Raw genomic sequence first — 20,759 nt, 5'->3', positions numbered from 1 at the left:
CAAAAAATATATTTTTACTTAAAATCCTCTATTCTTATTATATTATCTATTTTATTAACTGATTTTAAGCTTTTAATCTCTTCAATTGCATTATCAATTTGAGCTTCTTTTGTTCTATGAGTAACTAAAACAATCGTTACTTGCCCATCTTCTTCATCGCCTTTTTGTATAACTGAACGTATACTCACATTGTGTCTTCCAAGTATCGCAGTTATTTCTCCAAGCACTCCTGATTCATCTAGAACAGTAGCTCTAATATAATATTTACTTTCAACAGAACCCATTTCTAAGATTTCTCTTTCCCATAAATTATTCTTAACTACTGGATTTGAATTATCTGTATCAACATTACTTCTAACGATTGAAACTATATCACTAACCACTGCACTTCCAGTAGGCAGATCGCCTGCCCCTCTTCCATAAAACATTAAATCTCCAACTGCATTTCCTCTTATAAACACTGCATTATATGAATCGTAAACATTTGAAAGCGGATGTTTTTTAGGAATCATTGTCGGATGAACCCTTAATTCAACCTTCCCATTAATTTCTTTCGCTATAGCTAATAATTTTATTCCCATTTTAAATTCTTTAGCATACTTCATATCAACAGCTTCGATTTTAACAATACCTTCTCTATATACATTTTTCACATCTATCTTTGATCCAAAAGCCAATGATGCTAATATAGCCAATTTGTATTGTGCATCATACGCTTCAATATCTGATGTAGGGTCCGCTTCTGCATATCCTTTTTCTTGAGCTTCTTTTAATACATCGTCAAAATCAGCATCCTCAAGTTCCATCTTACTTAATATATAGTTCGTTGTACCATTTACAATTCCATAAAGAGTTTCTATTTTATTAGCAGTCAAACTTTCATCTATTCCTTTTATAATTGGAATACCTCCAGCTACGCTAGCTTCATAACTAAACATAATCCCCTTTTCATCAGCCTTCTCAAAAAGTTCATCGCCACCAGTTGCAAGTAACATTTTGTTAGCAGTTACTATATGTTTCTTAGCATCCATGCATCTAAGCATATAATCTCTAGCAGGCTCCATTCCTCCCATAACTTCAACAACGATTTTAATTGAGTCATCTTCTAATATCTCATTAAAATCTGTAGTTATAAGTTCATTAGGTATATCTACACCTCTTGGCTTATTCTTATCTCTTACAAGGACTTTTGCAACTTCTACTTCATATCCGCATCTTTTCATAATTTCTTCTTTATTAGAATTTAAAATCATCCAAACACCACGACCAACATTCCCCAATCCTAGTAGTGCTATTTTTACTTTTTTCATTTTGTGCCCCCCTTAAGTTAAACATAAATAAAATATGTCCTATATCTATAGTAAGTTATAGTATTCTTATTAATTATAATTCTTATATTAATTTTTGGCTATATTTTTTTATTTAATATTTTCTATAGGAGAAAAAAATCACCTTCTCAAATTTATACTTCATTTGAAGGTGATTTGATATTTTTTAAATATTCATATGATAATAGCTAGCCCTTACTCCCAATAATCATTTTAGAACTTTCTTTAAACATTGTATAATAGACTTAATACTTTCTTCACATAATTAGAGTAATTTAGATTTATGAACTCATATAAATAAATGAAAGTCATTTAACTGTTGCTTAACTTATATAGCTTTTCTACTTCATCCGTAATTATACCGTAAGCTCCATATTTCATAACCATCTTCATGTGCTCCTCTTCGTTAACTGTATATGGATTAATCACAATACCTGCTTCTTTAATTTCTTGAATATATTTCTGATTTAATATACTAGGAAAGCACGGATGATAGCATTCTGCCGATATATCTTTCAAATACCTTGGAACATTCACAAGCGTTGAATTTGTTAATGCTCCTAGTTTTATTTCTTTATCTAGATTTCTTATTTTAGCCAAACTTAAGTGATTAAAACTTGAAATTATAACTTTATCCTTTATATTATACTCATAAATCATTGATAGTACTTTTTCCTCTAAACCTTCATAGGGAATTATTCCATTTTTTAATTCTAAGTTCAATACCTTTAAGTTAGAATCTATAAATAGTTCGAAGAGTTCTTTTAATGTTGGTATTTCTTCACCATTATTATTTTGAAAATACTCTACTTCTTCCAATGTGTAATCACCAATTTTTAGTTTATTGTTTTGGATGGTGCAATTTACTTTTTGTAGCTGCTCCATTGCCTTTTCCTTTAACTTTAGAACTTTAGGCAAGCTTTTAGTTCTAAACATTTTAATTTCATAAAAAGTATAGTCTTTTACATAACCGTGACCATTCGTAGTCCTCTCCAATGTCTCATCATGAATTAGAATAGGTACGTTATCCATTGATAGCTGAACGTCAGTTTCAATTCCATCTGCATTGTATTCAATAGCTTTTCTAAATGCAAGCATAGTATTTTCATCAAATTTACCACTATATCCTCTATGGGCAATGTTTAAAATTTTCATCCTACTCATTCTTATAATACTCCTTCATATATTTTAATTGTTAATATTAAAAAGATAGAAGATATAATCTAATACCCACTATCTTTTTTATATTTATTTAATAATAATTATGTTTGAATTACTTCATTTATTTTTAGTTATCCATTACTTATTAGCCTTGTTATACTTTTCGATTGCTGAGTTAATTGATTTTTCACTAGCATCTATCGCTTCTTCTGGCGTTAATTTTCCTTGTAGCACTGCTTCTATATTTGTTTCATTAGTTTGTCTTGCCTCTGGGAATACTCCTAGAAGTGCTCCTCTAGATTCAATTGGTGATGCATGTAGTTGATCAATTGCGGTCTTAAATTGAGGAGTTTTTGCTAAGTTATCTTTCATTTCTTGTAAATCATAAGCTTTTGTGGTTACTGGAAAATATCCTGTTTTTTCATTCCAATATACTTGTTGTTCTGGCGAAACCATAAATTTAATGAATTCAAAAGCAGCTTTTTGCTTTGCATCATCATCTTTATTCAAAATCCATAAGGATCCTCCTCCAATTGAAACTCCACCTTTGTCATCCTTATTTATTTTAGGTAAAAAGGCTGTTCCAACTTCAAACTTACCATTAACTCCTTTTAATACAGTATTAAGTGATGCAGTTGAATCAATAAACATAGCTGTTTTTCCAGCTATAAACGCTTGTTGTGTATCAGCTGTTTTTCTGCCAAAGTTTCCAAGTAACCCTTGATCGTAAAGACTTTTCCACGCTTTTAGAATTTTTAAACCTCCACCATTATTTTTAAAATCTACTGCCGTAGCACTAGACTCTCTTCCGTTACCATTATTTGCAAAGGGAGTTAGCTGTTTAGCCAAAAATTGTTCAAAGAACCAACCATAAATGGCCATAGAATATCCATATTGAGTCACAGTATTTCCATCCTTCTTAGTTAACTTTTCTGAATATGCTTTTATTTCCTCAAAATCCGTTGGAGCTTTTTCTGGATCTAAGCCAGCCTCTTTAAAAGCTGTTTTATTATAATAAAGAATCGGAGTTGATGAATTAAATGGCATAGAATTTAATTTTTTATCAACAGTATAATACCCCAAAAGATTTTGTTCTAAGGCTGAGGTATCATATTTCTCTTCATCAATAAACTTCTGCATTGGAGTTGATAGCTTAGAGTCTATCATCCATCTAGTACCAATATCATAAAGCTGCATTACATCTGGATAACTTTTTTTGTCCTTAGAACTTTTTATTTTATTTATAGCATCATCATATTCTCCTTGATATTGAGCAGTAACAATTATATTATTTTTGTTTTCTTTATTGAATTTGTCAACCATTTCGTTGATGGCTTCTCCGCCACCACCACCCATTGAATGCCAAAATACAATTTCCTTTTTTCCATCTGCTTTTCCATTTGTCTTAACACTTTCACTGCTGGTAGCTGAACTTCCACACCCCATTAGGAATGTAGCACACAAACATGCAGTTAGTAAAACTGATAAAATTCTTTTCTTCATAAAAAACTCCCCTTCATTCTTCATAATTTAGTATTAATTTCTCAAAGTCTCATATAAACATTTAATCTTTTGCCTTAATAAAATAAATTCATTGGTATTATATTTTTAACGCACACTAGTAGATAAATCGTTAATTTTCAATATTATCTAACATGTACAGCGTTTTGCTTTTCTATCCTTTTACTGCTCCAGCTGTGATTCCTTTTATAAGCTGCTTTTGTCCAATAATAAAAATCACAATTGACGGTAAAATAATCATTATTACTCCTGCAAAAACCAATCCTATGTTTTGGCTTTCTGCAAATTGAAGCATACTTATACCTATTTGAACTGTTCTTTTTTCTGGTGCATTTGTTACAAGTAATGGCCACATATATTGGTTCCAAGTACTTAAAAATGTATATACTCCAAGAGCTGATATTACAGGTCGTGATATAGGAAGCAAGACGTTTATAAAAAATCTAAAGTTGCTACAACCATCAATAGTTGATGCCTCCTTTAACTCTTTAGGGATAGTCAGATAAAATTGCCTTACTAAAAATATCCCCATAGCCGATGCTAAAAAAGGTATTATTAGACCTGTATAAGTATCTGTAAGACCTAGTTTCGCTATAGTTAAATAATTTGCTATTATTGTTGATTCACTTGGAATCATTAAAGTCGATAAACATAGAACGAATAATATACCTTTCCCTTTAAATTCAAAATAAGAAAATGCATATGCAGCTAAACAGGAAGTTACCATTTGTCCTATTGTAATTACGCTAGATATATAAAAACTATTTAAAATAAATCTGAATATTGGAACTGATGATATTGCTTGCTTATAGTTATCTAAATTAATGCTTGATGGCAACAATTTAGGTGGAAAAGAAAATATCTCATCCTGAGTCATCAAACTAACACTGAATGCGTATATTATTGGAAAAATTATAATGAGTCCAATCAAAATATTAATTGAATATAACAATAAGTTTTTAACTTTGCTCTCCATTATGAATAAAATACTCCCTTCTTCTCAAATCCAAATTGAACTAATGTAATCAAAAATATTATAAAAAATAATACTGTTGACTCTGCACATGCTGTTTCAAATCTATTGTTAAAAAATGCTTCCCTGTAAATTTCATGTACAATAACGTTAGTTGAATTAGCTGGTCCACCTGATGTTAATAATTTAATTTGTGCAAAGGATTGAAATGAATTAACCATATTTATAAATACAACAAAAAATAATGTGGGTGAGATCAGAGGAAAAGTTAATCTAAAAAACTTTAGAATCTTACTAGCTCCATCTATTTGTGCACTTTCATTTAATTCATCCGGAATATTTTTTAACCCTGTTAATATAAATATAAAATTTAATCCTATATTAAGCCAAACTGTCACTAAAGCTACCGAGAATAATGCCAGTTTTTCATCAGTCAACCATCCAATTTGTGCTTTTATGAGATAATTTATAATTCCAATTGATGGATGGAATAATAACATCCAAACTACAGCAGCAGCTGATGATGATACTGCCATTGGCATTGCAAACATAACTTCAAACACATTATTTCCTTTAAATTTCCTATTTGCAAGTACAGCAAGTATAAGTCCGATAATTATTGCTGGTATGGCTGTAATTGCTACAAACTTAATTGTTATTTGAATACTATTTAAAAAATCTGATGATAAAAATAATTCTTTGTAGTTATCAAATCCTACAAATTCAACAGCTTCCCCATTAGCATTTGTTATATTGAAACTTAAAAATATCGTCTTTAAAAACGGAAAAAACATGAATATCCAAAATCCCAAAAGACAAGGAGTTAAATATAAGTACGGTTCAATCTTCTTTAAAATGACTTTCATCTTTATTCCTCCCAATCAATTCTCTCTTCATAATCTTTGTTAAAGAAATGGGCTCTACTAAAATTAAATTTAACACTTATAGTTTGTCCTTGTTCCCCTCTAAACACTCCGTTAACCTTACAAATGAACTTATTATTATTAATATTGAAGTGTATATATGTTTCCGAACCCAAGATTTCAACTAATTCTATCTGTGCTAAAGCGATATTATTTTTCTCCAATTTTGACGAAACTGTTTTTTCTACAAACTCTTTGACTTTAATATTACTTCCAATATCCTCGATAACAAACCTCTCATTAGAATCACTGCTAATATAATGAACAACTTCAATATCCTCTGGCCTTATTCCAACTATTACTTCCGCCCTATAATACTTCTCTTCAAATATCTTTTTTAAATGATTTTCTTTAATCTCATATCTGATAAATTTGTTTTCTATATATAACCTATCATCGATTCTATCTACAACAACATTAAAAAAATTCATTTGTGGAGAACCAATAAAACTGGCTACAAATTTATTTCTTGGTTTCTCATATATTGAAACTGGATCTGCAACTTGTTGTATTTCTCCCTTATTCATTACAACAATTTTACTCCCCATCGTCATGGCTTCGGTTTGATCATGTGTTACATAAATAAAAGTTGTCTTTAACCTTTGATGAAGTTTAATTATCTCACTTCTCATTGACACTCTAAGCTTTGCATCTAAATTTGATAGCGGCTCATCCATCAAAAATACCTTTGGTTCTCTAACAATTGCACGACCTAATGCAACTCTTTGCCTCTGCCCTCCTGATAATTCTTTTGGCTTTCTATTTAATAAATCTTTAAGTTCTAATATTTCTGCGGTTTCCTGTATTTTTTTATCTATCTCCTTTTTATCCATTTTTTTAATCTTAAGGGCAAATGCCATATTTTCATAAACAGAAAAGTGTGGATATAAAGCATAATTTTGAAATACCATAGCTATATCTCTATTAACTGATTCAACTTTATTTACTAGTTTCTCTCCAATATACAAGTCTCCTGAAGATATGTCTTCAAGGCCTGCAATCATTCTTAATGTTGTAGATTTTCCACAGCCTGATGGCCCTACTAAAACTACAAACTCTCCATTCTCAATATCTAAATTAATAGTGTTAACAGCCTTATAATCATTTTCATACCACTTATTAATGTTTTTTAAAATTACATTTGCCATATTCTAACCTACTTTCTAAAGATTCTAGATTATATTAACTATAATTATTGCTAATAAGTTCTCGCCTTCCACTTTTTAACTATAACCCTTCTTTATTACATTTATATTTAATCCATGTTAAACTTGGTTAATTAAAAGTTAACCAATAAAAAATGAGTTCGTAAGAAATACCTACAAACTCATTTTCACAAATATATAATATTGCTAATTTCACACAAATATTTAAAATACGACTAGTTCATCTTTAGGTCTTAACAGTATTTTAAATTTTGAGCTTATCTAGCACAAAAAAATAATTTAATCTATAAAAATTTCTCCTTTAAAAAACAACTTGGCTTTTCCAGAAATCTTCACCTTTTCCCCAGTATATTCACACACCAATAATCCACCTCTTCTAGATAATTGATGAGCAATCATTTTATTTTGTTCAAGAACCTTAGACCAATATGGAACTAAGGTGCAGTGGGCTGAACCCGTCACTGGATCTTCCGGTACTCCACATAAGGGAGCAAAATATCTTGAAACAAAGTCAGAACTTTCTCCTTTGGCAGTAACTATAATTCCAAATGCATCAATTAATTTCAATCCTTCCATATTAGGCTGTAAATCTATTATATCCTGCTCATTATCATACACTGCCATTAAATCTCTCGACTTATATACTTCCTTAGGTTCTTTTCCTAAACCTTGTATTAATTGTTCAGTAATAGCAACTTCAATACCTTCTCTACTTGGAAATTCCATAGTTATATTTTCTCCGTCTTTTTCTACGGTTAGAATTCCACTCTTTGTTTCAAATTTTACACTATTCTTAGGATAATTTAGAACTTCAAATATCACATATGCAGTAGCAAGAGTTGCATGTCCACATAGATCTATTTCCTCTTCTGGCGTAAACCATCTTAATTCACATATATCATCTTTAATTATGCAAAAAGCAGTTTCTGATAAATTATTTTCACTAGCAATATTTTGCATTAAATTCTCATCTATCCACTCTTCTAATATGCATATAGCAGCTGGATTTCCTTTAAAAATCTCTTCTGTAAATGCATCTACTTGATACATTTTTATTTTCATATTACATTACCTCATTTCATTTTAATTGCATAGATATGTATAGATCATGTTTTTATCATAAAGAAATAATTATAATATTTTATTATCTTAAAAAAGCCCAAATATAATAGGTATAAATATAGCAGGAAGTAAATTTGCAACTTTAATCTTGCTTACTCCAAGCATATTAAATCCAAGGCCTACAATTAAAAGACTCCCGACAGCTGACATATTACTTATTACAGTTTCAGTTAATACAGTTGAAAGACCTCCTGCAAGAAGTGTTATACTTCCTTGATAAATTAATATAGCAACCGAAGAGAGCATTACTCCTATACCAAGAGATGATGAAAATATTATGGAAGATACCCCATCTAGAATAGACTTAGCAAAAAGAGTAGAATGGTCTCCTCTTAATCCACTTTCAAGAGATCCAACTACTGCCATTGCTCCAACACAAAATAATAAACTCGATGTTACGAATCCTTCTGATACAGATATCTTTTCATTCGAATTGTTCTTTTTATTATTATTTATCTTTTCTTCAATTATATTTCCTAAATCATTAAGTCTTTTATCAAAATCTATTATTTCTCCAACCAAAGCACCTATAGCTATACAAATGATAATTTGTAATGTATCCTGACCCTTAAGCGCTCCTGATATTCCTATGTATAATACGCATAAAGCTAGTCCATTCATTATTGTTGTACTAACTTTTTCAGTAAGCCTCCCTTTAACAATTAATCCTACCAAGCAGCCGCCAATTATTGCTAATGAATTTACTATTGTTCCTAACATTTTTCTTCCCCCAATTTTACACATTTTATTCTGATTAATTATAACATATATATTTTATTAAAACTATTTTAGCAAGCTCTAAACTCTAACTTCATGTAATTCTTTAAATGAATTACCATAAAATACAACGTGTCAAATCATTCATCTTGAGTAAACTAATTATGAAATTAGTCACAAAAATCCCTAAGATTTATATCTTACTATATACGAATAATAATGTGACTGAAATTCACAAATATTTTTTTATAAATGCTATGTTTTTTAGACTGATTTTTATGCTTGACTTGATAGGAGTTGATATTTTATGGCAAGAATGAGGAACCCTAGGTTTAAATTATGTAGACGTCTAGGATTAAATGTTATTGGACATCCTAACGCAATGAAAAGATCTAATAATGGTAGTGCTAGAAATGCAAAAAAGCTTTCAGCGTACGGCACACAATTACTAGAAAAACAAAGACTTAGAGCATATTACGGTGTAATGGAAAAACAATTTGCCTCTTATGTTAAAAAAGCACTTAAAGATAAGGAGCCAACTGGTTATTCTTTAATTAAAAGACTAGAGTGCAGACTTGATAACCTAGTTTATAGACTTGGTTTTGCAACCTCTATTGCTCAAGCCCGCCAAATGGTAGTTCATGGTCATTTTCTTGTAAATGGTAAAAAAGTAGATATTCCATCTTTCAATATAAATCTCGGAGATACCATTAAATTAAAAGAAAAGTCTCAACATAATGATTTATTTAGAGATACTTTTTTATCCAATATTCTTAATGCATATCCATACCTTAGTAAAAACGAAGGTAATTTTTCAGGTACTCTTAGTAGATATCCATTAAGAGAAGAGGTTCCTATCGAAATAAATGATTCACTAGTAGTAGAGTATTATTCTAAACTTTAATTAAAACATAGAACTAAAGAAAACAGTTAATTTTTCTTCTGTTTTACTTTTTTAGTATATGATTATTGAGAGGGGGAATTTATCATTGGAAGCTAATATAAAACAAAATAATCTAAGAAAGAATCCCTATAATAATTTTTCTTTCTGGAAAAGCAAAATTATTAATAATGAAGATTTATGGGAAGGATATTTTGATAGTAAGGAAATAACTAAAAATTCAAAAATCATTTATACGGGAATTTTCGATCTTGATAAAAATATTTTGCAATGCGGGTGGGCTGCTTATCCTTGTGGTTACAGTTTACTAGGATTTTTAGAATATGTGTTTTTACCAACATCTTTTTTTAGTTGGTTTGATCGCAATTCTGATGATTTCTTTATACCTATATCTGATTTTGATACTATAGTTAGTGAAACCTTAAAATATAATGATTCGAATGTAGATTTAAACTCTGTAAATTCAATGAAAAAATCCTATGAGTTCATAAGTAACCTTTGGAATTCTAAGCAGAATTCACTAGATGTTGAATTCAAAAACTTTTGCGACTCATTCAATGACGTTTGGGATAACGATCCTAATCAGAGATTATTCTTGAAAATATTTAATAATCCATGTGATATTTTCAATTTTATAGAAGATTCTATAATTTGGGATTCAAAAGAATTCATTGAGGAAGATATTTCTATGACGTTAGATGAACTGAAATTTGCCTGCGACAACGCTGTTGAAGAACCTTTGCTAAGTAGAAGATTAATTGATATATTGAATACTAACGCACCAATTCTCTTCTAAGGTTACTTTCTAATCCCTTATCAAGAATAGCTAAGTCTAATATTTATAAGATTTTATACTATAGCATTTCAAAAACATATCTAAAAAAAATTCAATCTATTTTTATAAAAAGACTTTTATACTAAATATTATTATAGCAGTATAAAAGTCTTCTTTATCTTTTCTTCTATATAAATAATACATAAAAAGGATTGCGTCTAACAATATGCTATTAGTCACAATCCTTTAGTAATTATTCTTTTATTTCATTTTCTTTAGGAAGAATTCCAATTCCAAGTTCTGTTAGTTGTTTTTCATCAACTATGTTTGGAGCTTCACTTAAGAAACAATATGCATTTTGATTTTTAGGGAATGTAATAACATCTTTAATGTTATCAGTTCCAGCTAAGAACATAATCATTCTATCTAAACCAAATGCTAAACCGCCATGTGGTGGTGGTCCGAATTTAAAAGCTTGTAGCAAGAATCCAAATTGAGCCCATGCTTGTTCTTGAGTAAATCCAAGTGCTTTGAGCATTCTTTCTTGAAGAGCCATGTCGTGGATTCTTATAGATCCTCCTCCTAATTCTTCACCATTTAATACTAAGTCATAAGCCTTAGAACGTACACGTCCTGGATCAGACTCAATAAATTCTAAGTCTTCATCCATTGGAGCTGTAAACGGATGGTGACAAGCAGTGTATCTCTCTTCTTCTTCACTGTATTCAAACAATGGGAATTCCGTAATCCATGTAAAGTTAAATTCACTTTTATCTTTAATTAAATCAAATTGCTTAGCTAGTTCTAATCTTAGAGCACCTAAACTTTGGAATACTACCGAATTTTTATCTGCTACTATTAAAATAGCATCACCATTCTCAGCACTCATAGTTTTAACAATGGAATTTGTCACATCATCAGTTAAGAATTTAGCTATCGATGATTTAACACCATCTTCTTTAATTTGAATCCAAGCAAGACCTTTAGCTTTGTATGTTTTAACGAATTCGCCTAGTTTATCTAAAGGCTTTCTTCCAAGTTCTGCGCCACCTTTTAAGCATAGAGCCCTAACAGATCCTCCCGCTTCTATTGCTGATTTAAATACAACAAAGTCTAAATCTTTAACATTTTCAGTTATATCTGTTATTTCCATTCCAAATCTTAAGTCTGGTTTATCTGAACCATATTTCTCCATAGCATCTCTAAATGTCATTCTCTTAATTGGAAGCTTAACATCTACTCCGCCTACTTCTCTAAATACATGAGAAATTAATCCTTCATTTACAGCCATAATATCGTCTTGCTCAACAAAACTTAACTCCATATCAACTTGAGTAAATTCTGGCTGTCTATTTGCTCTTAAATCTTCATCTCTAAAACACTTCGCTACTTGATAATACCTATCAAATCCAGATACCATTAATAATTGCTTAAATATTTGAGGTGATTGAGGAAGCGCATAAAACATTCCTGGATAATTTCTAGATGGCACTAAATAATCTCTAGCTCCTTCAGGTGTACTCTTTGTTAAAATTGGAGTTTCAACATCTAAGAAGTTATGTTCTTCTAAATAATCACGAATAGCTTTAGTTGTCTTACTTCTTATTTCAAATATTCTTTGCATGTCAGGTCTTCTTAAATCTAAATATCTATATTTTAACCTGATATTTTCTGCTGCATCTAAATCTTCCTTTATGTAAATTGGAGGAGTTTCTGATTCAGAAAGAATCTTTATCTCTTCACATTTTAATTCAACAAAACCAGTTGGCATGTTTTCATTAACACTTTCTCTTTTAACAACTTCTCCTGTTACAGCAATACAGTATTCTGATCTAGCTGACTTTGCTTTTTCAAAAGCTTCCGCATTTATTTCTTCACCAAAAACCACTTGCATTATACCTGTTTTATCCCTTAAATCTATAAATTCGAGACCTCCAAGTTTTCTATTTCTTTGAACCCATCCCATTAAAGTTATTTTACTTCCTACATGTTCTTCTCTAGGTTCTCCACACATCATTGTACGTTTTAATCCGTTTAAAGATTCACCCATTACTAAAATCCTCCCTTGGTTCTTTTTATAAACTATTAATTACTTAAGTGTTTTTGCAATTTCATCTAAGTCATCTAATGACACTTCAAATATTTCGCCATCACTCATTCTCTTTAGGTTAATTTTTTTATTTGTTAATTCATCTTCACCTAAAATAGTAGTAAAGGCTGCACCTATTTTATTAGCATATTTCATTTCGGCTTTTACACTTCTGCCCATGTGATTTATTTCGCACTTAACACCTAGAGATCTTAAACTGCTAGCTAACTTAAATGCATACTTGCTTTCTTCTTCCCCTCTAGCACCAATATATAAATCAAATAAGTTTTCCTTAGGTATTTCTATATTTTCTTTTTCTAGAGTCATAATTAATCTTTCTACTCCCATACCAAATCCAACTGCTGGCATATCAGGACCACCAAGTTCTTCAATAAGCTTATCATATCTTCCTCCACCGCATACTGTGAAATCTGAAGTTAGAATTTCAAATATAGTTTTAGTATAATAATCTAATCCTCTTACTATACCTGGATCTATTGTATATGGAAGACCTAAAATATCTAAATATTCTTTAACTTTATTAAAGTGTGTTTCACATTCTTCACATACATACTCTAAAATTGTTGGAGCATTTTTTGTGATTTCATGACATTTCTTTTCTTTACAATCTAAGATTCTCATAGGATTTTTTTCAAATCTAGTTTTACACGTATCACAAAGTCCATCATAATTTTCAGCTAAAAATTTCTTTAGTGCTTCATTATATTTAGGTCTACAACTTGGGCATCCTAAATTATTTATATTTAAACTTAAACTCTTTAAACCCAATTCCTTTAAAGTATCCATGGCAACTGCTATAACTTCTGCATCCATTGAAGCTGCATTTGAACCAAAAACTTCCAATCCACATTGATGAAATTGTCTAAGTCTTCCTTTTTGTACATTTTCATATCTAAAAGCGGGAGTTATATAATATAACTTTGTAGGTTGAGCTTCATTAAATAATCTATTTTCTACAAATGCTCTAACTGCTGAGGCAGTTCCTTCTGGTTTTAATGTTATACTTCTATCTCCTTTATCATTGAAAGTGTACATTTCCTTTTGAACTATGTCGGTAGTATCCCCAACACTTCTTAAAAATAATTCTGTATGCTCGAACATAGGCGTTCTTATTTCTCTTATTCCGTAAGTTTTAGCAACCTTTCTGAACACACTTTCAATATATTGCCACTTATATGCATCTTCAGGTAACATATCTTTAGTCCCTTTAGGTGCTTGCATTTCCATTGCCATTTTTTAGTTCCTCCCAACCAGTTTAATACAGTTAATATTTATAACACTATTTCATGCAATTAACTGCTTACTTTTAATAAAGTTCTTAATTAGATTTTTTAGCCTAAATAAACTTTCTTATTAAAAGCAAATATTTTCTTAGAATATGCATATTATTCCCATATGTATAATTATCCATAGACAATTGTACATTATTTATTTAAAATTTGAAAGTTCAAAATTACCATTATGCTTTAATATTACAAATATACCCAGTTGTTAATATAAAGTATCTAATAATTTCTTTTTTCCCTCAATCATTTCATCTATTCTTGATATATATTCATGAAGGTCTTTTAAATTAGGAAATCTTTCTAGCCTATCTTCATCTAAAAATACCACTTTACTCACAGCAGCTGCTCCGAGTGCTATAATTGTTTGTCTTTCTTCAATCATTTGAATATTGTAAATGCATTCTTTACCCTCTTTAGCATACCCTAAATTCTCCATATTTCCAACCATATTTTTTTGTCTATACATATAATATGGTAAAATGCCTAGATATTCCGCTAAATGCTTACTTTCATTATACATCTCTATAATCTCTTCTTGTGATGTAATTTCAATGCCCTTTTTAAGAATGAATTCTTCATACATCCTTGACCCACGTTTTAACGCTAACCCGTGTACTGTTATACTATCTGGTCTTAATTTTATCAATTCGTTTTTTGTATTAATGACATCTTCATGTCTTTCACCTGGAAGCCCAATAATTATATCCATATTAATATTATCAAAACCAAGTTCCCTTGCTAATTTGAATTTTTCCTTAATATCCTCAGAAGAATGAGTTCTCCCGATTAACTTTAATGTTTTATCATTCATTGATTGAGGATTGATGCTAATTCTATCTACATTACATTCTTTCATAATTTCAAGCTTATTTTTAGTTAACGTATCAGGTCTTCCACATTCAACTGTAAATTCTTTTACATTACTACTTTTAATAAAATTGTCATAAATTTCTTTCATTATCATAGCAAATTCATCATCATTTACTGCTGTTGGTGTTCCTCCACCAAAATATACTGATTCGATATTAAGCTTTTTTTCTTTTACATATCCGCTAATACCCTTAATTTCTTTTGTCAACGCATCAAGGTATGGCATTACTAATTTTTTATGAACACCTATCGGATTTGATGTAAAGGAACAATAAAGACATTTTGTAGGACAAAATGCCATTCCAATATAAATTGCAATATTGTTCTTATCTTTATTAACTATTCTTTCTTCAGCTTTTGCTACCTCAATACATAATCTCGACTTCTCTTCATGAGCTAAATACTTATCTTTAAATATTTCGATTACTTCTTCTTCATTATTGCCTTCTTTAAGTAATTTTAACGCTATTTTAGAAGGTCTTATTCCAATTAATATACCCCAAGGATATATATCATGAGTTATATTCCTTAAACACAGAAAAAGAAATCTTCTAAGAGAATTCTTGATATCTTCTCCTAAAGATTCTTCTTCGCAATAATCTTCGTATTTAAACCTCAAATTTTTTTCATCAATATAACAAATGAAATTTGCTTCTTCTAAATCAACAAATTGAATTTCTTTCATTGGATAGTACACGTTAAATAATTGATATACTTCGTATCTATATTTAAGATTATTTAAATTAATTTTTACTTCCATCATTGCTCCCTTAAAAAATGTGCAAATAAATTGCACATCATATCTTTATAAAAATGGATTCATTCTCTTTTCGTAACCTATAGTAGATGCTCCTCCATGCCCTGGGTAAACTTCAATATTATCCCCTAAAGGTATTAATTTATCTTTTATATTCTTAACAAGCTTCATTCCATTTCCACCTGGAAAATCACTTCTTCCAATAGATCCTTGGAAAAGAGTATCACCTGTAAATAGTTTATCATTTATTAAGAAACAGATTCCGCCTGGAGTATGCCCTGGCGTTTCAATAACCTTTATAGTATTTTTCCCTAATTTTAGAGTATCTCCTTCTTTTAAATATTCTGCAGTTTTAGGTAATGACCCAAACACATAATTATCATTTTGCATGAATTCCTCTTCTGCTTTATGAATATAAAAAGGAACATTTAATTCATCCATTAAATCAACTACACCATCTACATGATCACTATGTCCATGAGTTAAAAGAATAAATTTAGCTTTTCCTCCTAAATTTCGAACTTTTTCAGCTATTACTTTCGCCTGTCCACCTGGATCTATAATTCCAAGTTCCTTAGTATCTTCATCCATTACTAAATAACAATTTTCCTCATACATTCCAGCTATAATTGTTTTTATAATCAACTTTAATTCCTCCTAAAGACATATAAACGATAATTTCATATGTCTAAAAATTTCTTTTACTATCTAATAATATGGTCACCGGTCCATCATTATTAATTTGAACTTTCATATCTGCACCAAATTCACCACATTCAATCTTTAAATCTGACTCCTTAAGAAGTTTCACAAACTCTTCATATAGTTTATTAGCCTCTTCCCCACCTAGTGCTTCCATAAAATTCGGTCTTCGGCCTTTTCTGCAATCGCCATATAGTGTAAATTGAGATATAACTAATATTTCACCTTTAATATCTAATAAAGATAAGTTCATTTTATCATTTTCATCATGAAATACTCTTAAATTAATAATTTTATCTTTTATATACTTTAAATCTTCTAAAGTATCTTCCTTAGATATTCCTATAAGTACATTAAATCCAATTCCTATCTCTCCAATTATATTTCCATCAACTGTAACACTCGATGAGCTCACTCTTTGCACTACTGCTCTCATGTTATCTCACCTTTCTTAAATTATAGCATCGTATTTTTAACTATTAACTCTATATACATCTACTACGCCTTTTAATCTTTTAATTCTCTTCATTAAATCTTTTAAACTATCTATTGATGTAATCTTTAATTTAACATTAATTATTGCGGAACCCTGTTTAGATAAATTTGCATTTACAGCACTTAATTGCAGCTTAAGTTCTGTTATAACACTCATTATATCAGCAAGTAATCCTTCTCTATCATCAGCTTGAACTTGAATTTCAGCAAAATAAGATGTTCCTTGTGCTGAACCCCAATTAACTTCTACAACTCTATCTGCATCCGTATCAATAAGATTTTGTAAGTTACTACAATCTTTTCTATGTACTGATACACCTCTACCCTTAGTTATGTACCCTAAAATTTCATCTCCAGGAACTGGACTGCAGCATTTTGCAAATCTAACCATGAGGTTATCTTCACCTTTTACTGTTATTCCATAACTATTATGTTCTTTCTGTCTTGCTGTTTTTGCAATTTGCTCCTCAATGCTTTTACTTAAAATCTCTTTATTTTCTTTTTCCTTGCTTGCTTTATCTACACCTATTCCATTGTCTTCTTTAAGTCTTACAATAAGAGTTGATACTGAAAAACCTCCAATACCAATTAAAGCATATAAATCATCCATTGAGTGAATATTATATCTTTTTATTAGTTTCTCATAAAATTCACCTTTAGCAATATCGTTATAGTTAACACCTTGCTTCTTTAATTCTTTTTCTAAAAGCTCTTTCCCTTTGATTATATTTTCCTCTTTTTTAGCTTTTTTAAACCAAAGTTTTATTTTACTCTTTGATTGATTACTTTTTGCAATATTTAACCAATCCATATTCGGACCTTTTGCATTAGGTGATGTTAATATTTCAACAATTTCTCCAGTCTTAAGTGTATAATCAAGAGGAACTATTTTTCCGTTAACTTTAGCCCCTATGCACTTATTTCCTATATCAGTATGTATTCTATATGCGAAATCTATAGGTGTTGCATTAGTACATAAGTTTATTACAACCCCCTTTGGTGTAAATACAAACACTTCATCTGAAAATAAATCTATTTTAAACCCTTCAATAAATTCCTCCGCATCTGAAGTTTCCTTTTGCCATTCAAGCATATCTCTAAGCCATACAAGTTTCTTCTCAAAATCTTTTTGCTTATCTTGTTCTGCTTTTCCTGCATCTCCTTCTTTATACTTCCAATGTGCGGCAATTCCATATTCTGCTGTTTTATGCATTTCAAATGTTCTTATTTGAATTTCAAACGTCTTACCTTGAGGTCCAATTACAGTAGTATGTAATGATTGATACATATTAGGCTTGGGCATAGCAATATAATCTTTAAACCGCCCTGGAATTGGTCTATATATGGTGTGAACAATACCAAGAACTCCATAACAATCTTTGACAGAGTGAACTAACACTCTAATAGCTGTTAAATCAAAAATCTGCTCAATACTCTTGTTCTTATTTACCATTTTCTTATAGATACTATAAAAATGCTTAGGTCTTCCATCAATATCCGATTCAATTCCTGATGCTTCAAGCTTTTGGTATAAATCTTTTACTATATCTTTTGTATAAGTTTCTCTTTCAACTCTTTTTTCAGCGATACTGTCTACTAGCTCATAATATTCTTTATCATGTAAATATCTAAAACATAAATCTTCAAGTTCCCATTTAATTTTAGACATACCTAATCTATGGGCTAATGGTGCATAAATATCCAAAGTCTCTTTTGCTTTATTTTTTTGCTTCTTCTCTGGCATAAACTTAAGAGTGCGCATATTGTGCAATCTATCTGCTAATTTTATTATTATTACTCTTATGTCCTTAGCCATTGCAAGTAGCATCTTTCTAACATTATCCGCCTGCTGCTCTTCTTTAGTTTTATACTCCATTTCCCCAAGTTTGGTAAGCTTTGTAACGCCTTCTACAAGATTTGCTATTTCCGCATTAAAAAGTTTAACTGTTTCATCATAAGAACAATCTGTATCTTCTATTACATCATGCAATAATCCAGCAACAATTGTATTTGTATCCATGCCTAATTCCGCTAAAATTTCTGCTACTGCTATTGGATGAATGATATAAGGTTCACCTGATTCTCTCTTTTGATCCTTATGAGCACTCTCCGCAAAATGATATGCCTTTTCTACCATATTAACATCAACATTGTTACAATTATTATGGATCTTTTCCAATAATTTATCAATCATAAGGATTACTCTCCTTCTACATTAAAAGTAAATTCAAAGGCTGGTTTTATAACCAGCCTAACTTTTTAATAATTATATATTATTTTAGAATTATTTTCAATAAGACATTAACTTATATTCAAAAAAATAGTTCAAAATACATATATATCTTTGAACTATTTTCTATATAACTAAACTATATGGCTCTTTTCAAAAATGAAATTATTGAGCAATTCACAATAATAATTAAAATTCAGACGAGAATCTAAAATTTAAAGATCATATTTTACTAACGATAATACATCGTATCCTTCTAATTTGTCTATTCCTTTAAGTTCAGTTAGTTCAATCACAAAATCTAATGAAACAACTTTTCCACCTGCTTGTTCTATTAATTTTGCAACACCTTCCACTGTTCCTCCAGTAGCAAGTAAATCATCAACAACAGCAACTCTTTGACCAGGCTTAATTGAATCTTTGTGAAGTTGTAATGTATCTTCACCATACTCTAGTCCGTAGTTAACAGAAATAGTTTCCCCTGGCAATTTTCCTGGTTTTCTTACAGGAACAAATCCTACTCCTAAGGCATAAGCGACTGGTACGCCAAAAATAAACCCTCTTGCTTCTGGTCCAACAATCAAATCAATTTTCTTATCTTTTAAATGATTTACGATTTGATTTATAGCTTCCCTTAGGCCTTCACCATCGGCTATTAATGTAGTTATATCCTTAAAACTTATACCTTCCTTAGGAAAATTTTCAATTACTCTTATTTTCTCTTTTAAATCCATTTTAATTCCTCCATAGCACTTTATTTATTAACCACAAATTTATGATTTAATATTCAATTAATGTACTAATTGCTAAATAATCATCTACCTAATCTTAATCTATATATTTCAACGAATTAGTTTTCTTTAACCTATATAAATATTTAACAATTTGATCTGATCTATCCTTATCATTTGTGGTTAAAAGCTCCAAAACTATTCGAGCATTATCCATAACCCCTACTGCACCAATAGGCGGGATTATAAATTCAATTATTTTATTTATACCATCATCATTAAATTCTTCTATACCATTAAATTCTATTATCGACCGTAACCCATTATTATTTGTATTCATTAAAAATTTATTTCCTTCTTTAATCAATACGCCATTCTCGCCTCTAGCTGATACTTTTGTCCACTGAATGCCAATAAGTATTAAATCTAAATATTTATTTATGCTTTTCATATTATAGTATATTGCTATTGCTTGCATAAGCTTAAATGCCAGACCACTTGTCGATAAATCTTTATATCTATATTGGCACCCCTTTTGATTAGGATTAATGTAAATGTAATCATTCACAAGCTCACTTTTTTCATTCTCAAGAATAATTAAATCAATGCCAAGTTTTTTACATAACTCCACTTCTTCTTTTGATTTCAAACCTACACCTAAAGTTATCAAAAGTTCCGCTCCTAAAAAATCCACATTATTCTTAATATCTACCGAATTTATTACAGCATCATTTTCTTGCCTATCATAAATCAAATACTCTACATCTGCATTTAGATATCTTAGAACAAGAATTAATGATGAAACTGCACAAATTCCATCAACATTATATGTACCATAAACAACTATCTTTTGTCTGTTATTAACAGCCAAAGCTAGTCTCTCTATTGCTTTATTCATACCTTTAAGTATAAATGGGTTATATCCACTAATATAATTTGGACAATATATACTTTCCCAGAATTTACGCATGGTTTATTCCTCCATAAAATT

General features: G+C 30.0%; 18 protein-coding genes. 2 read left to right on the top strand and 16 right to left on the bottom strand.

The features are described from left to right. Positions 1-14 precede the first annotated feature (14 nt). The 8 genes from CLCHR_RS17235 to CLCHR_RS17200 all read right to left on the bottom strand — a co-directional run bounded on the left by CLCHR_RS17235 (position 15) and on the right by CLCHR_RS17200 (position 8,914). A complete protein-coding gene (locus CLCHR_RS17235; RefSeq protein WP_079441094.1) occupies positions 15-1,310 on the bottom strand; it encodes a homoserine dehydrogenase in 1,296 nt (431 codons plus the stop codon). Between the two features lie 330 nt (positions 1,311-1,640). Continuing rightward, positions 1,641-2,483 carry a glycerophosphodiester phosphodiesterase gene (locus CLCHR_RS17230; protein WP_079441096.1) on the bottom strand — a complete coding sequence of 281 codons (843 nt, stop codon included), beginning with the start codon at positions 2,481-2,483 and terminating at the stop codon, positions 1,641-1,643. Positions 2,484-2,627: 144 nt separating this feature from the next. Then, entirely contained in the window at positions 2,628-3,992 is a 1,365-nt protein-coding gene (locus tag CLCHR_RS17225; protein ID WP_079441093.1) for an ABC transporter substrate-binding protein, read from the bottom strand. 172 nt (positions 3,993-4,164) lie between these two features. Beyond that, positions 4,165-4,986 carry a carbohydrate ABC transporter permease gene (locus CLCHR_RS17220; protein ID WP_079441092.1) on the bottom strand — a complete coding sequence of 274 codons (822 nt, stop codon included), beginning with the start codon at positions 4,984-4,986 and terminating at the stop codon, positions 4,165-4,167. Then, entirely contained in the window at positions 4,986-5,849 is an 864-nt protein-coding gene (locus tag CLCHR_RS17215; RefSeq protein ID WP_079441091.1) for a carbohydrate ABC transporter permease, read from the bottom strand. The genes CLCHR_RS17220 and CLCHR_RS17215 overlap by 1 nt, the downstream gene beginning before the upstream one ends. Positions 5,850-5,851: 2 nt before the next feature. Next, entirely contained in the window at positions 5,852-7,054 is a 1,203-nt protein-coding gene (locus tag CLCHR_RS17210) for an ABC transporter ATP-binding protein (protein WP_079441089.1), read from the bottom strand. A 297-nt stretch (positions 7,055-7,351) separates the two neighbouring features. Next, complete coding sequence (locus CLCHR_RS17205; RefSeq protein WP_079441087.1) at positions 7,352-8,134, bottom strand: PhzF family phenazine biosynthesis protein; 783 nt, start codon at positions 8,132-8,134, stop codon at positions 7,352-7,354. Between the two features lie 87 nt (positions 8,135-8,221). Continuing rightward, positions 8,222-8,914, bottom strand: coding sequence for a DUF554 domain-containing protein (locus CLCHR_RS17200; protein ID WP_079441085.1), 693 nt, complete (start codon positions 8,912-8,914; stop codon positions 8,222-8,224). Positions 8,915-9,218: 304 nt separating this feature from the next. On the opposite strand from CLCHR_RS17200, the gene rpsD reads away from it, so the two are divergent. Both rpsD and CLCHR_RS17190 read left to right on the top strand, forming a co-directional pair. Continuing rightward, positions 9,219-9,815 (top strand): 30S ribosomal protein S4, encoded by a 597-nt coding sequence (rpsD, locus tag CLCHR_RS17195; protein WP_079441083.1) that lies wholly within the window; start codon positions 9,219-9,221, stop codon positions 9,813-9,815. An 85-nt stretch (positions 9,816-9,900) separates the two neighbouring features. Further along, positions 9,901-10,608, top strand: coding sequence for a hypothetical protein (locus CLCHR_RS17190; RefSeq protein ID WP_079441081.1), 708 nt, complete (start codon positions 9,901-9,903; stop codon positions 10,606-10,608). A gap of 232 nt (positions 10,609-10,840) precedes the next feature. Here CLCHR_RS17190 and aspS read toward each other — a convergent pair whose 3' ends face one another. The 8 genes from aspS to CLCHR_RS17150 form a co-directional block, all read right to left on the bottom strand. Next, positions 10,841-12,637, bottom strand: a complete 1,797-nt coding sequence (gene aspS, locus CLCHR_RS17185; protein ID WP_079441080.1) for an aspartate--tRNA ligase — start codon at positions 12,635-12,637, stop codon at positions 10,841-10,843. A 39-nt stretch (positions 12,638-12,676) separates the two neighbouring features. Next, entirely contained in the window at positions 12,677-13,930 is a 1,254-nt protein-coding gene (gene hisS / locus CLCHR_RS17180; RefSeq protein ID WP_079441078.1) for a histidine--tRNA ligase, read from the bottom strand. Positions 13,931-14,188: 258 nt separating this feature from the next. After that, a complete protein-coding gene (locus tag CLCHR_RS17175) occupies positions 14,189-15,613 on the bottom strand; it encodes a coproporphyrinogen III oxidase (protein ID WP_079441076.1) in 1,425 nt (474 codons plus the stop codon). Between the two features lie 45 nt (positions 15,614-15,658). Continuing rightward, on the bottom strand, positions 15,659-16,255 hold the full coding sequence (locus CLCHR_RS17170; RefSeq protein ID WP_079441074.1) for an MBL fold metallo-hydrolase: 597 nt from the start codon (positions 16,253-16,255) through the stop codon (positions 15,659-15,661). A gap of 43 nt (positions 16,256-16,298) precedes the next feature. Beyond that, positions 16,299-16,748, bottom strand: coding sequence for a D-aminoacyl-tRNA deacylase (gene dtd, locus CLCHR_RS17165; RefSeq protein WP_079441072.1), 450 nt, complete (start codon positions 16,746-16,748; stop codon positions 16,299-16,301). 36 nt (positions 16,749-16,784) lie between these two features. After that, positions 16,785-19,001: a RelA/SpoT family protein gene (locus CLCHR_RS17160; RefSeq protein WP_079441070.1), complete on the bottom strand. Its 2,217-nt coding sequence runs from the start codon at positions 18,999-19,001 to the stop codon at positions 16,785-16,787. Between the two features lie 251 nt (positions 19,002-19,252). Continuing rightward, positions 19,253-19,771 (bottom strand): adenine phosphoribosyltransferase, encoded by a 519-nt coding sequence (locus tag CLCHR_RS17155; protein ID WP_079441069.1) that lies wholly within the window; start codon positions 19,769-19,771, stop codon positions 19,253-19,255. A 94-nt stretch (positions 19,772-19,865) separates the two neighbouring features. After that, complete coding sequence (locus CLCHR_RS17150) at positions 19,866-20,738, bottom strand: DHH family phosphoesterase (RefSeq protein ID WP_079441067.1); 873 nt, start codon at positions 20,736-20,738, stop codon at positions 19,866-19,868. Positions 20,739-20,759 lie beyond the last annotated feature (21 nt).

The organism is Clostridium chromiireducens, assembly GCF_002029255.1.
GTDB classification, from domain to species: domain Bacteria; phylum Bacillota; class Clostridia; order Clostridiales; family Clostridiaceae; genus Clostridium; species Clostridium chromiireducens.
This window is presented reverse-complemented; position numbering and strand designations above follow the sequence as displayed.